The 14295-nt window shown below is 38.5% G+C and carries 9 protein-coding genes; all 9 read left to right on the forward strand.

Annotated elements, in window-relative coordinates:
* Positions 1-149: 149 nt before the first annotated feature.
* The 9 genes from HDC92_RS19245 to HDC92_RS19285 all read left to right on the forward strand — a co-directional run bounded on the left by HDC92_RS19245 (position 150) and on the right by HDC92_RS19285 (position 14292).
* Positions 150-3476 carry a SusC/RagA family TonB-linked outer membrane protein gene (locus HDC92_RS19245; protein ID WP_183876710.1) on the forward strand — a complete coding sequence of 1109 codons (3327 nt, stop codon included), beginning with the start codon at positions 150-152 and terminating at the stop codon, positions 3474-3476.
* Between the two features lie 33 nt (positions 3477-3509).
* Complete coding sequence (locus HDC92_RS19250; protein WP_183876711.1) at positions 3510-4958, forward strand: RagB/SusD family nutrient uptake outer membrane protein; 1449 nt, start codon at positions 3510-3512, stop codon at positions 4956-4958.
* Positions 4959-5062: 104 nt separating this feature from the next.
* The gene (locus HDC92_RS19255) at positions 5063-6931 is read left to right on the forward strand and encodes a thioredoxin family protein (RefSeq protein ID WP_183876712.1); all 1869 of its coding nucleotides are present in this window, start codon (positions 5063-5065) and stop codon (positions 6929-6931) included.
* Positions 6888-9755, forward strand: coding sequence for an alpha/beta hydrolase family protein (locus HDC92_RS19260; protein ID WP_183876713.1), 2868 nt, complete (start codon positions 6888-6890; stop codon positions 9753-9755). The genes HDC92_RS19255 and HDC92_RS19260 overlap by 44 nt, the downstream gene beginning before the upstream one ends.
* 1 nt (position 9756) lies before the next feature.
* Positions 9757-10473: a DUF4397 domain-containing protein gene (locus HDC92_RS19265; RefSeq protein ID WP_183876714.1), complete on the forward strand. Its 717-nt coding sequence runs from the start codon at positions 9757-9759 to the stop codon at positions 10471-10473.
* Positions 10474-10484: 11 nt separating this feature from the next.
* Positions 10485-10928 (forward strand): hypothetical protein, encoded by a 444-nt coding sequence (locus tag HDC92_RS19270; protein WP_183876715.1) that lies wholly within the window; start codon positions 10485-10487, stop codon positions 10926-10928.
* Between the two features lie 20 nt (positions 10929-10948).
* Positions 10949-11338 (forward strand): helix-turn-helix domain-containing protein, encoded by a 390-nt coding sequence (locus HDC92_RS19275; protein ID WP_183876716.1) that lies wholly within the window; start codon positions 10949-10951, stop codon positions 11336-11338.
* A gap of 39 nt (positions 11339-11377) precedes the next feature.
* Positions 11378-13165, forward strand: a complete 1788-nt coding sequence (locus tag HDC92_RS19280; RefSeq protein ID WP_183876717.1) for a tetratricopeptide repeat protein — start codon at positions 11378-11380, stop codon at positions 13163-13165.
* Positions 13166-13296: 131 nt separating this feature from the next.
* Positions 13297-14292: an AAA family ATPase gene (locus HDC92_RS19285; RefSeq protein ID WP_183876718.1), complete on the forward strand. Its 996-nt coding sequence runs from the start codon at positions 13297-13299 to the stop codon at positions 14290-14292.
* The last annotated feature ends 3 nt before the right edge of the window (positions 14293-14295 follow it).

Here is a 14295-nt window from a genome sequence, read left to right on the forward strand (position 1 = left end):
TAACTTGGACGAGCCGTGATAATGCGAGAGTATTACGTCCGGTTCTGGGAGGGACCGAGGGTGCAAATCCCTCGAGTCTACTCGGCAAAATATACATTTCTAACCTAGGTACGCTACGCTTGTGGCTGCCGCAAAAAATACTATTGATTATGAAATTAGTCGTAGTCATATTGTTCACCTGCCTGATGCAGGTTAGTGCCAGCACTTTTGCTCAAAGGGTAACCTTGAATCAAAGGAATGCCACTTTAGAGAAAGTGCTGAAGGCAATACGCTTGCAGACTGGATATAATATATTGTACGATGTTAATCTCATTAAAAAAGCCGACCTGATAAACCTTAATGTTCAAAATGTTTCTGTAGAAGAAGCAATCGAAGAGGTACTTAAAAACCAGCGTCTTACTTATAAAATAGAAGAAAAGAATATCATAATTAAACCGCAGGAAACCACCTTTCTGGAACGCCCGGCTGAGCGCTGGGCTGCTATTGACATTACTGGTAGGGTTGTGGATGAGAGTGGTAACCCGTTACCAGGAGCGACGGTAAAGGTAAAGGACGGGAAAAGCGTTACGATGACGGATGCGCAGGGCAGGTTTTTGATAGAGAAGGTGAATGAAGGGGCTACGATTGTCATTTCTTATACCGGTTACCAGACAGTTGAGATAACTGCCAAACAAAACATGGGTAGTATTACGCTAAAACTCTCCGATAATCCGTTGGATCAGGTACAGATCATTGCTTATGGAACTACTTCAAGAAGATTCAGTGTTTCTAATAATGCGACAGTAACTGCTAAAGAAATCGAGAATCAACCTGTCAATAATCCACTTCTTGCTTTGCAAGGGCGGGTGCCCGGCCTTGAAATTACACAGGCAAATGGTATACCTGGAGGTGGAGTAAAAGTTAGAATACAAGGGCGCAATAATATTAATCCCAATCTAGTTGGTTCTGATCCATTGATTGTAATTGACGGAGTGCCTTTTATGTCACAAAACCTTTCTACTTTTTTGGGAGGTTCTGATTCAGGAATGCCGATTCTAGGAGGTTCGAATGAACAAACTCCGAGTCTAGGAGTTCCTACAGGAAATCCTCTTGCTTTTATTAATCCTAGTGATATAGAGAGTATTGACATCTTAAAGGACGCTGACGCTACAGCTATTTACGGGAGCCGTGCCGCTAATGGTGCGATTCTGATCACAACTAAGCGTGGAAAGATAGGACCCATGCGCGTGAATGTCAATTTACAGCAAGGTTGGGGAAATGTTGGTCATTTTATGGAGCTCCTAAATGGTCAACAGTTCATGGAAATGCGACGAGAGGCTAAAGCTAATGACGGAGCAACTACACTTGCCACAGACTATGATCTTCGTGGTCTATGGGACACAAGCCGAAATACCGACTGGCAAAAAGAACTTATTGGAGGGACTGCAAAATATTCTAATTTTACAGCGGGAGTTTCAGGAGGGAACCAAACTGTCCAATATTTCATAAGCAGTACCTTTTCCAAAGAAACAAGTGTTTTCCCTGGTGATTTTGATAACACAAGTGGCTCTTTACATTTTAATGTTAGCGCTGCCAATTCGGACAATCGGCTTAAGATTCAGTTGGGTGGTAGTTATATGCACAATGTGAATAGACTACCAGGGATTGATTATACGCGAACAGCTCTTTTGTTACCTCCTGTTGCACCAAATCTTTTTACCGATAATGGCGTTTTAAACTGGGCACCTGATCCACAAGCTAATGGCAACAGCAGTTGGGTTAATCCCCTGTCTATGCAGTATAATTTATTTGATACAAAAACTGGTAATCTTGTCACGAATGCTAGTATCAGCTATAGGATTTTAAATGGGTTGGAAGTGAAAAGTACATTTGGTTTTACAAATACTATATCTGATCAGTTTCTTGGTACTCTTAATGAATCGGTGAAACCTGAACTACGTGCAGACAGACAGCGGGCAGCAAATTTTGGATTCAATAAATCACAATCATGGATTGTTGAGCCGCAATTGAGCTATACTCAAGCATTAGGTAAAGGAAGGCTTAGCGTTCTTACAGGTAGTACCTTTCAACAACAACTAAATGAAGGTCGTGCTTTTTTGGTAAACGGCCAACCGAGTGATCAATTATTAAGGAATATGGCTTCAGGAGCAACTCTTAGGTCAACAGGAATTGACATAGCACAATATCGCTACAGCGGTGTTTTTGCACGAGTAGGTTATGTACAGGATGAGCGATATATGTTAAGTCTTACGGCCCGGCGAGATGGTAGCAGTCGATTCGGAGCTAATAATCAGATGCATAATTTCGGTTCGATAGGACTCGGATGGATATTAAGTGAAGAAGGATTCTTTAAAAAAGTGCTACCTTTTATCAGCTTTGCCAAGCTGCGGGGTAGTTATGGCTTTACTGGAAATGACCAATTGGGGAATTATCGCTTCATGAATTTATATACGTCAGTTACTCCAAGTATACTCTACCAAGGGCAGCCAGGACTTGAGCCTTTAAATTTACCTAACCCAAATCTTGAATGGGAATTAACAAAAAAGATGCAACTAGGTTTGGATATGGGAATTATAAAAGACCGATTTCTATTTACCTTAAATTATACGCTCAACAGATCTTCAAATAATTTAACTGATATCGCACTCCCTCACATAGCAGGCTTTCCTAGTTTCACTGGTAATTTGCCTGCGGTTGTTCAAAATAGGAGTTGGGAATTTAGTCTGATGACAGAGAATATTCAGTCAAAGGAATTTCATTGGAGTAGCAGTGTAAATTTAACCATTCCTCACAATAAGCTGCTGGCATTTCCAGGCCTCGAAACCTCTTCACTAGCGAACTTTTATATTATAGGACAATCTTTAAATATCGCGAGGAACTATGCTTTTGTTGGAGTTGATTCTCAAATGGGTACTTTTTTAATAGCAGACAGGTATGGCAATCCTACTTCGAATCCAAGCGTTAGTAATGATCGAACCAGTGTTAACCAAACTGGACTCCAGTTGTACGGAGGGTTACAAAACAATCTAACTTATAAAGGTGTTAAATTGGAAATCTTTATTCAGTTTACCCGCCAAAATGGGCTCCAATTGCCAGACTTTGGTGCAATTCCAGGCAGGGTAATCTATAGTCTTATACCTATAGGAAATCAACCTTTAGGTGTTATGCAACGGTGGCAAAAACCAGGAGATATTTCCCTTTATCAAAGATTTACATCCACAACTAGGTTGCCTAGTGATGTGGGCGATCGTGGATTTGGGGATATTTCATATGCACGGATTAAAAATGTCTCTGTTTCATATCAATTCCCTTCAAAGGTTACAAAATGGCTATCAACACAAAGTTTAAGAGTTTATTTAAACTCTCAAAATTTATTGACGATTACCAAATATCGTGGATTGGATCCCGAAACACTAAGTTATTCCAGCTTGCCCCCTTTGCGTATGATTACAGCCGGTATACAAGCTACTTTTTAAAAATAATTAATTCATATTTTAAAAATTAAGGTCATGAAATATATTAATAAAATAGTTTTTACCCTGCTGTGTCTTTCAGTATTAACAAATGGATGCAGGAATTTCATAACGGTAGAGCCACCAGAGAGTTTAATTACACAACAGAACGTATTTGATGACGACATTACTGCTACAGGAGTTCTTACGGGGCTTTACAGTAAACAAGCTGCTTTTTCATCTAAAGTCTCTCTCTATACAGGACTATCGGCGGATGAATTTATACTTCGACCCAATGGAGATACTCGTCAATTTCCCTATTATACTAATAATTTGCAGGCAACTGCATCACTGAAATCAGGCATGGAAATATGGTATGATTGTTATAACTACATATTTATATGCAATTCAGCTATAGAAGGCTTGTCTTCTTCAACTATGGTAACTCCCCTAGTCAGACAGCAATTGTTAGGAGAAGCTTATTTTATGCGTGCTTTTTTTTACCACCTACTTGTTGGCCTTTATGGCGATGTACCTCTTGTTACAGGAACTAATCCAGAAGTGAACCGTCAATTATCCCGTAGCCTAGTCGCTGATGTTTTTACCTTGATCATCAGCGATCTCCTAAAGGCACAAGACTTATTAAGTGAACAATTTCTTAATGGCTCATTGAAGCCCTATGCCGGCACTGCTGAACGAACAAGGCCAAACAAATGGGCTGCGACTGCTTTGTTAGCGAGAGTTTACCTCTATAGCGGCAATTTTGCTGGTTCTGAAGCGTCCGCAACACAAATTATTAATAAAAATTCCACATTTAATTTGACCTCATTAAATAATGTCTTTCGAAAAAATAGTGCGGAGGCAATTTGGCAAATACAACCAACAGGGGTTGGACAGAATACAGTCGATGGGCGAGTTTTTAATCTTAAGGCTGAGCCTAAAGGCATTAGCTTTGAAAAACCGGTGCAGACGAGCTCTTTCTTATTAGAAGCATTTGAAACTGGAGATCTGAGGGCAGTTCCAGGTAATTGGTTAGATAGCATTGCTTTCAACAATGGGGCGAGTATATTTTGGTTCCCAAATAAATACAAATTTGGAGCTTATGACATCAATATTACTTCACCTAGTGCAATGATGGAATACACAATGGTAATGAGGCTAGGTGAGCAATATCTGATCCGAGCTGAAGCAAGAGCAAGATTAGGTGATATTAATGGTGCGAAGAAGGATCTTGATGAAATTCGAAATAGGGCAGGTTTATCTAAGATTGCTGTAACAGGTCAAAGTGAAATGCTCACTGCCATTTTCCAAGAGCGAAGAGTTGAACTCTTTGGGGAGTGGACACACCGCTGGTTTGACATGAGACGTAATGGAAACATAGATGCTATTATGCAAATAATTACTGAATTAAAAGGTGGTAGTTGGGAATCAAAAGATCAGCTATATCCCATTCCTTACGAAGATATTCTTAGTAATCCTAAGCTTGTCCAAAACCAAGGTTATTGAGTTCTGACTTTCTTTACCACCAAATGGATGCGATGCAAACGGGTTGAGGATAAAGTATCTCTATTTGCGCGAACACAATTTAATCACAATAAAAACACAATAAAATGAACACAATTAAACTTTGGAGCTTATTGTTATTGCTTGGCCCCATATATGTTACAGCACAGCAAGATCTAACGGGAATTTGGCGGATACAGGAAATGAAAAGCTTTAAGGGACCGCAATATTCCAATGGCCTACCTACCAAAATGAAAATACTACAAACTAACAACATGATCTCTTTCGAAGTAACTGAAATAGTTGGTACGAGTGACAAGGACAGTACTTATACGCGGGAGTTACAAATAGGGTATGATAAAATAAATGAAATCAAAACTGTTCTTGGGAAAAAAAGGACAGTTGTCTTCTTTTGGGATAAAAAAAGAAATCTCTGGGTTAGAGAGACGGTCATTTATGATAAACAGGAATCTACAAAACAGGAACGGCGGATAACAGAAGAGGTAACGACAGAGGATAAAAAGCTATTTATTTCTAAAAAATCTGAATTGCTGGATGGGAAAGACGACGATAATGATTTCACTATGTTGGGAGTTTATGAGAAGGTATCAGCAGAACAGTTGGCGGCAGAAAGCGCCAAAGGGAGGGGAATTGCATTTGCAAAAAATATAAACTGGGAACAGATCAAAGCTAAAGCTAAAAAGGAAAATAAATACATTTTCATAGATTGTTATGCTACTTGGTGCGGGCCCTGTAAAATGATGGACAAGGAAGTACTCTCTTTGAATATGGTTGGAGATGTGATCAACAAAGATTTTATCTCAATTAAAGTTCAAGTAGACTCAACAAAAAATGATACAAAGGATATTAAACTATTCTCTCGATTTGCCAGGCAACTGGAAAAGGAATACTCTATTAACGCACTACCGAGCTATCTGATTTTCTCTTCTGAAGGTAAACCACTCCATAAAATTGTTGGTCAAAATAATCCATCTACTTTTCTTCTCAAGGTGAATGAAGCAAAAGATTCGGATAAGCAGCTGTACACCTTATTTAATATGGTGAAAACAAAACGAGTTCCATACAGTGAGTATTCTGTTATTGCCAAGAAGCTTAAAAATCAATTTGAGGAAAAAGAATTAGCGTTGCAAGTTATGCGAGAATATATGGATGGTTATATAAATAAGCTACCTGAGACTGAACTCTTAAAAAGAGAGTACATAGATATTGCAAGGCAGAATATGAAGCTAATGAAACCGACAGATAAAATGTTTGCCGTGATCCTTAAAAACCAAGCAAAGATCGATAGCTTATTGAAAAGTACTCCTATTGGTGAATGGGAAAATAGCTGGTCATATACTTTTATTAACCGGGTATTATTATTGACGATTGCGGGACCACGATTTGAAGCAGCGAAAAAGAATTCTCAGACTCCGGATTGGGGACAGATTGAAAATGACTTAGGAAAAGTAGTCGATAAAGAAAGAGCAAAATCGGTACGCATGGAAACACAGTTATATTGGTATGGTAGTTTCAAATTAGGGAATAATTGGAATGAATACATAAAGATTGCTGTTCAAAGACTTGGCCAAAAGGACCACATGTACATAGAACCCAATGAAATCGATGCTTATTGTGACGCTATTATGAAGTATAGTGATGACACGGCATTACTTAATCAGGCGCTGGAATGGATTAGTCGAGCTGAGGGTATTGGGAGGACTTGGTCAGAATCGTATAAAGGGGTGAAAGGAGTATTTTCTCCAAGCTGGGTATATATGATGATGCGTAAAACTAAAGCAGATCTCTTTTTCAGGCTCGGCCGAAAGAAGGATGCTATTGACTTATACAGATGTATTATTGGAAATTGGGAGCTTGTAGATGATGGTGCATTGAAATATTTTGCTGAATCAATGGCTAAGATTTTAAATAATGAAAAGGTTTGGGAAGAAGCAAGAGCATCACTTACAAAATAAAAAATATAACATGAAAATAATTTTAATATTTCTTGTTGCCCTTACACCTTTTTACTCATTGAAAGCACAATATGGAATCGGCGATAATGGCAAATATATTTATTTCGTCAATAAAGATAGCACTACTGTCCAATCCACAAATGGTAAATGGAAACTGGTGTTACCTCAAGCGAATTCTCAAAGTTTTGTAAATAGTGGAAAGCAATTTATATATGTAAGTGAGGGTAAATTGCACCTATTAGATCTTGAAACAAAAAAGAATAAAGTATTTATTGATATGGAGTCCTGTATACAGATCAATTACCCATATTTTGCATGTAGGTCAAAGTCAACACCTACTGACTTAAGAGTAATTAACCTAAGTTCTGGTAAACAGGTTTTATTAAAAAATATCACTAATTATAAATTAAGTTCCAGCGGACTTAAGTTACTGATTACACAAAAAGAAGGCGTAGCCATTCGGTTACTGTGGATGCCGGTAGGGACTGAAAGTCCTCAGGAGGTATGGGTTGGCGCGGCTAAGGCATTGCAGGATGTAAAAATTAGCCCGGAAGGCAATGGGGTTGCATTTCTAACAAATAACTTAGATTCTTCTGCCGCCATTACTTATTGGTCAGCGATAACTGGTAAAGCAAAAATTTTGGTTAGAGATGGGGATGTATCGTTGGCTAATGACCTTAAAATTTATACTACGAAGCAAGGATTTAGATTGTCTTCTAAGACAGATCAGCAACTAATCGGCTTTAATCGTACGGGAGATAAGCTGCTTTTTTATCAGGAAGAGCAGATTGCTCCTATTTCCAAAACAGACAGGGATGAGACACAAATATGGAGTTATTTGGATCCAAAAGTCTATCCTTACCAGGAATGGGATGCCAAGTTTAAACGCACTTATGCTACAGCGATAGATGTGAGATCAGGTGCAATTGTTAGGTTAGAACAGGAAAATTCTATTTTGCAGGGGCATAGATTTCCAGGAATGGCCTTTTCAGAGTTTGAAAAAATGGACAAGCATGTAATCATCTACCAATTTAATGCCGATATTTTCACAACAGAAGGGATGAGGGATGGTGGAAGAGGTAAGGCTCTACTTTCTGAGGCATATTCTTATAGTGAATTTAATTGGAATAAATCAACCCAATTTGCAGTCTGGTTGGTATCACTTCACGATGGCAACCGAAAGGAGTTAGTGAAAGAACAACAAATCTTTGAGCGAAGGGGACCTCAAAAGTATATTCTCTCCCCTTATGAAAAGTTTCTAGGGTATTATGACTTTAATAATGATAATTATATTTTACTTGAAATATCTACCGGTGAGAAACGTAATGTTACTGAAGGAATCAATGCGAAATGGATGAATACATCCTCTCGTCTTTTAGGAAAACAAGCTCCTTTTGTTGTTGGCTGGTTACCACAGGAGAGAGGTATTGTAATTGCAGACAGTCAGCGCGATGAGTGGCTCATTGATTTTGCAAAGAAACGGCAACCCATTTGTTTTAGAAATAAGTATCGAGTATATAAATGGTTAATGGACTCCCCACTATCGGGTCCATTTGTGGATCTTAAAAGGAAATGCTTTAATTTAATAAGGGTTAATGATTTTACGAACAACGGTATCTTCAGTTATAATGAAGGTCGATATGAAATACTAGTTCCACCTGGCAGTGTATATGACTATAGTGAGATAATGAAAGCTGAAAGAGCAGAGAAATATGTGGTAACGAGGAGCAGCATGAATGAGCCAAAAGAAATCTTGCTAACGAATGATTTTAAGAACTTCAAGGTACTTGTGCCAAAAGACACGTCGCTTTATAAATCTGCAATCAAAAAAGAAATTATAACCTGGAAGACTTTTAAAGGCAAGAAAGCACAAGGCTTTTTGTATAAACCTCTCAATTTTGACAGTTCTAAAAAATACCCAGTTGTTATTAACTATTATGAGGAAAGCGTAGGTAATCGTCAGTTTCAACAAATGAACGAATTTTATTCTTCCTATTTAGAACGGGGATATTTAGTATTCTATCCCGAAATACGGTTCTCACTAGGAGAGATGGGTACTTCTGCATACGATTTCGTGGTGTCAGGAGCAGAAATGATTGCTAAAATGCCATTTGTGAACGAAAAAAAAATGGGAATATTTGGCGGTAGTTTTGGCGGTTATCATACCAATTTTTTAATAACTCACACTAATCTATTTGCGGCGGCGGTATCAGAGGCAGGACCGAGTAATCTGATTAGCGATTATGGGTCGATTAATGAATTTCACAGGCTTCCTTCAGCTGGGCATGAAACAGGTCAATTTAGTTCGGGGGTTACCCCTTGGGACCGTAGTGATCTATATATTAAGAACTCACCAATTTTTTATGTTGACAGAGTGTCCACACCGTTATTACTGCGTCATTCAATAGATGAAAATGTCTCTGTTCAACAGAGTATTGAATTTTTTATCGCACTACGCAGACTGGGGAAGAAAGTTTGGTTTTTGACTGATCGCCAAATTCAACATGGGGGGCCTATTTATATGAATAAAACGAAAACTGATCTTGTGGCTCAATTTTTTGATCATTACCTAAAAAATGCGCCAGCACCCCGTTGGATGCTCGAGGGAGTTCCTGCAAGACTGAGAGGCATTGAATCACGTACTGAGCTGGACACAACTGGCAAAACACCCGGCAAAGGGTTGGTGATGGAAAACAGAAAATCTCTTTCTGAAGAGCATGAGAAAATCTTAAGTAAAAGAACTAGAGTAACAAATGAAGGCAGGATCGAAGATGTAAAAGTTGATGTCATAGAAAATCAAACAATTATAAAAAATAAGAAGTGATATGAAAAGTTTTAATCTAATTATTGGCCTAGCTATCATGGCAAGTTCCTGTAAAAAAACGGAAACCAAATCAGAGCCATTGGCTTCGCTAAACGTAATAACTGCTGTAATAGGTGGAGGTAATGTAAAATTGAATACCAATGAACGGGACAGTGTCAAAGCACATAATTGGAAAACCTTCGGTATTGTACCTGGAAAGGAGATTTGGCTTTACAAAACCGGTAACCCAGTGGTGAGTTATTATAAAGAAACACCTGCTACTGAAAATGGTGGCGTTTACTCCATTTTCCTGGCAGGCCAGGGAAGTACTTTTGAGCCCATCTTTATGAAAGAGAACCTGCCTGCCTTTTACAAGGACAGTATTTTTGGGGTCAGGATTGTGAATTTATCGCCTAATAGTACACCTGTAAATGTGACGCTGGCATCTGCTGCAGGTACCAATGTGTTTACTTCTGTGGCTTATAAACAGGTAACAGGGATTACTACTTTTCCGTTGCGGACGGTGATTCCGGCAGGAACGGTAAGTTTCCAGATTCGCAATGAGGCGGGTGTACTTTTAGCTACTTATACTTTGCCAACATCGGCAAACAGCAATTACCCGGGGATTTCTATCGCCCTGCAGCGCTTTAAGAATATGAATATTGTAGTAAAGGGTTTAATGGGTACAACAACGGGGCCGGATGCTTTTGGAGTTTTTCCGGTTGTAACATCATACTAATTGGACAGGTTATGCAAAAAATATTAATCTTAATAGCACTCCTGTCGTTCGGTACGACATTGTTTGCGCAAACAAATTTCACAGGCAGCTACAAGTTGAAAGAGATACAGCATGTAAATGGTCCGGAATATAGTAATGCCATGGCAAAAGCTTTGGTCATCAGACTAACCGCAGACTCTCTGTTTACCGGAAAACGCGGCCTTGCTATGAACGGCGCTAGACTAACATTTTTTGGTGAAGAAAACCGGAAAATGGTTAGAGCCCTCAGCTGGTCCGCAGACAAGAAATCTTTTAAGGTAATTACCGTGATTTATATGCCGGGGAATGATAAAGAAGTGGACCTGACCAGGGAAGATACCTATAGTATGGTGGGTGCAGAGCTGGTGATCAACAGGAAAAGTATAGAGAGCAACAGTGAGAATTGGGAAGCCAAAGGGATTTATACGAAGGAGTAAAATTTAAAATTAACGCCATCATGTTCAGTAAGCCGCTATACGACGAGAATATTGAAGCTACCTTGCGGCAGGCTTATATTTCTCCGCAGGTGGTGCTGCAGCGGCTGGAAGCGTTGATAGAAGAACACTACAAAGACCGGAAAGATCCGCTGTTTTACAGTGATGCACTGGGTTATGGCTTGCGTAGTTTGAATGACCTGTGCAGATTGCATGAAGGAACTACAGTTTTTGGCCTGGTGCAGGCGCGGATTTTATTAGAGGCGAAACGGCTGGCCGTAAGTACGGCCATGCCGGTGAAGCTGATAGCTTATGAGTTGGGGTTTAACAACCCGATTTATTTTTGCAGATTTTTTAAGAAGGAAACGGGGGTGACATTGGGGGGGTGGAGAAAGGATTATTCAAAAATTTAACTAATAAGTTATATATTTATAAAAATCAAACGTTAATTTATGGAACGCTCTGCCTCAGACTTAGTCAAAGAAATCAAAACCCTATTCAAGCAAAGAAAATACACTAAAATAATTGACATTTTAGATGATGATACCCTTGAATCCTATAACGATGCAGAGCTTTATGCATTAAAGTCCAGAGCTTACAGTAGTAATAAAGTTTACGATAGGGCTTTTAAGTATGCTGACATTGCTACTAACTTGAATCCAATGTCTGCGCTTGCTTTTTTAGCGAGAGGAGATGCTCAGAATAACGAGAATCAGTACGAGAGTGGTATTAAAGATTATGAGACTGCACTTTCATTGGATGATGGCCTGTGGGAGGCCTGGGCAGGAATGGGTTACTATTATAATCAACTCAATGAGCATACTTTGGCTGTTGCAGAATTTACCAAAGCAATTCGTTTAAAAAAAAACGAGGAGTGGTTGTATGATTTCAGGGCGAATTCGTATTATGATTTGGAGGATTATCCTGCTGCCATACAGGATTATACTAGTGCTATCGCTATTAACGACAAAAATCCTGACTTGTTTGTTGGCCGCGGGAATGCATATCTGAAAATGAAGGATTACTCCAGGGCAAAAAGAGATTACAATAAAGCAATTGAACTAGATCCTTTGGGTTTTGCCCAACATTATAACCTTGGCTTATTATACCGAAGATTAAAGAAATATTCAGAAGCTGTCGATTGCTTTAGTAAGGCACTTGAAATAAAAACTACTTCTACTTCAGCTCGCTATTTCAGAGCATCGTCTCATAAGGAGCTTGGTCATTATGCAGAAGCGATAAAGGATTATGAACGTTATCTTAACTCAACTGGCAGACTGTCCACTTCACGTTTAATAATTGCCAGGGCTGCAGTAGCTGAGTTAACAAGTAAGATTGAAAATAAATGGTATGACGAAATCGATAAAACCGTAAAGTCGATACAAGAAATATTGCTATTTGATGAAAATTGTTTAACACACTTTACGAGCTTGTCGGCTTCACGTGCCATGATAATAAAAGAAAGCTCGTTCCGATTATCAGAAGGAAACTTTCTAAATGATACTTCGGAAGGGAGAGAATTGTTTAAATATCTTTCCTATTCTGTAGTTAAGTACGTAGACGACGATACCATTGCTAAAACTTATGTGGAAAGGCCATTTATAGGAAGCTTTGTAGCAGATACGAAACACGATGACTTAACGCTTTGGCGTATGTATGGTAAGGAGGCCTTAACGGAAGCAAAGGGTTGCGCTTTAACGCTTAAAAGACAAGCATTTATTGATAACCTTGAAACATGTTTGGATGTTGAAGATAGAAATAGCGAACAAAGTGTAAGTCAACAAAATGACCGGTTTACTTTTTATAAAGTTGCTTACAGAGAAGGTGACTTTTTTAAGATTCCAGGGGCTAATGCGATGCAAATTAAAAAGTTAAACACGTTAATGGAGTCGTTAAAAGATCAAATAAAAGGACTTAACGCTGAACAAAAGAGTAAAATAACAAAGCTGCTGAATGACATTGCATACCTATTTAAAACATCAGATTATCAATACGAAAATGAAGTTCGGCTGGTTGTAAATGGAGTTGGTTTTAAAAAGGAAATTGATAATGATGTAACCCCACCACGGGTATTTATAGAATTGATAAATATTGTACCTGTGTTACATAGGATTACCCTAGGACCGAAAGTGGAACGACCCGATGAATGGGCTGCTGCATTCAATTATAAAATTGACGAATTTGCTCCTGATAGGGATCAAAAGATAGAAATCGTGATTTCCAGGTTGCCATTTAAATAAAGGTATGAATTTATTTCTGCGGGATTTATGAAAGAAATGGGGTGATGCGAGTGAAGTAGGGTAGGCCCATGGAAAGTAATGTTCTTTGGAATTATTATTGATATATTTGTAGATTAGTATATATTTAAGTCATGAATCAGGACCTCTTATTAAGACTTTTCCGCTCCATTGATGGAGAGCATACAGATGATATCGTAAAGGTTGCTGGGGTTATTATTGAAGATGAACGTAAAAAGGGACATAACAAACTCGCTGATCGTTTAACTTCCATTTTAACAAGAAATATTAAGACTAATCAGTCATTTAAGGGTGAGTTGAGAAACATTTTTGGAAATTCGGTCTTGATACCTAAGGATACAAGAAGTAATATTCCTTTAGCTATTGAGATACCAAGAGAAGAGCTGCGTCATGAAATGATACTTTCTGATGAGGTAGATCAAAAAATACAACGCATTGAAAAAGAATTCTTAGCGCGCGAACGTTTGGCTCATTTTGGCCTTAAACCAAGGAGAAGGATATTATTCCATGGTTATCCAGGCTGCGGTAAAAGTATGAGTGCTGAACGTATTGCCTGGAATATAGGATTACCTTTCTTAAAAGTTAAGTTTGAGGCTGTTGTTTCGTCTTATCTGGGAGAATCGGCTAGTAACCTTTCGAAACTTTTTGAAGCAATAAAGACTTTCCCCTGTGTACTTTTACTTGATGAGTTTGATTTTATAGCTAAGTCTCGTGATAACAAGCAGGATGTTGGGGAAATGCATCGCATTGTCAATATACTACTGAATATTCTGGAAGATTTTAATGGGCCGGGTTTGATCATTGCAACGACGAATCTAGAAGGCTCTATTGACAAAGCCATATTTAGAAGATTTGATGATATCATTGAATTACCAAAGCCTTCTAAAATTGAAATTTTTGGTATTTTAAAAGCTACCTTAGGTTCTATCAAAGTGGATAAAAAGGTAGACTGGAAAAAGGTTTCAGAACAATTAGACGGCTTCTCTGCAGCGCTGGTTGTGAAAGTTGCAACAGATGCGGCTAAACTTTCGGTAATCTTGGGTGAGGGTGTTATAAATGATCATTTTATCAGTCAATCTTTAAAAGAAAACGAATTGTACAATAAATAACTA

Origin of the sequence: Pedobacter sp. AK017, from assembly GCF_014200825.1 — a bacterium.
Lineage (GTDB): Bacteria > Bacteroidota > Bacteroidia > Sphingobacteriales > Sphingobacteriaceae > Pedobacter > Pedobacter heparinus.

Bases quoted from the DNA above. Each gene is read 5' to 3' on its own strand.
- HDC92_RS19275 (WP_183876716.1), top strand. From the start codon at position 10,949: ATGTTCAGTAAGCCGCTATACGACGAGAATATTGAAGCTACCTTGCGG.
- HDC92_RS19245 (WP_183876710.1), top strand. From the start codon at position 150: ATGAAATTAGTCGTAGTCATATTGTTCACCTGCCTGATGCAGGTTAGT.
- HDC92_RS19250 (WP_183876711.1), top strand. From the start codon at position 3,510: ATGAAATATATTAATAAAATAGTTTTTACCCTGCTGTGTCTTTCAGTA.
- HDC92_RS19265 (WP_183876714.1), top strand. From the start codon at position 9,757: ATGAAAAGTTTTAATCTAATTATTGGCCTAGCTATCATGGCAAGTTCC.
- HDC92_RS19280 (WP_183876717.1), top strand. From the start codon at position 11,378: ATGGAACGCTCTGCCTCAGACTTAGTCAAAGAAATCAAAACCCTATTC.
- HDC92_RS19260 (WP_183876713.1), top strand. From the start codon at position 6,888: ATGAAAAGGTTTGGGAAGAAGCAAGAGCATCACTTACAAAATAAAAAA.
- HDC92_RS19255 (WP_183876712.1), top strand. From the start codon at position 5,063: ATGAACACAATTAAACTTTGGAGCTTATTGTTATTGCTTGGCCCCATA.
- HDC92_RS19270 (WP_183876715.1), top strand. From the start codon at position 10,485: ATGCAAAAAATATTAATCTTAATAGCACTCCTGTCGTTCGGTACGACA.
- HDC92_RS19285 (WP_183876718.1), top strand. From the start codon at position 13,297: ATGAATCAGGACCTCTTATTAAGACTTTTCCGCTCCATTGATGGAGAG.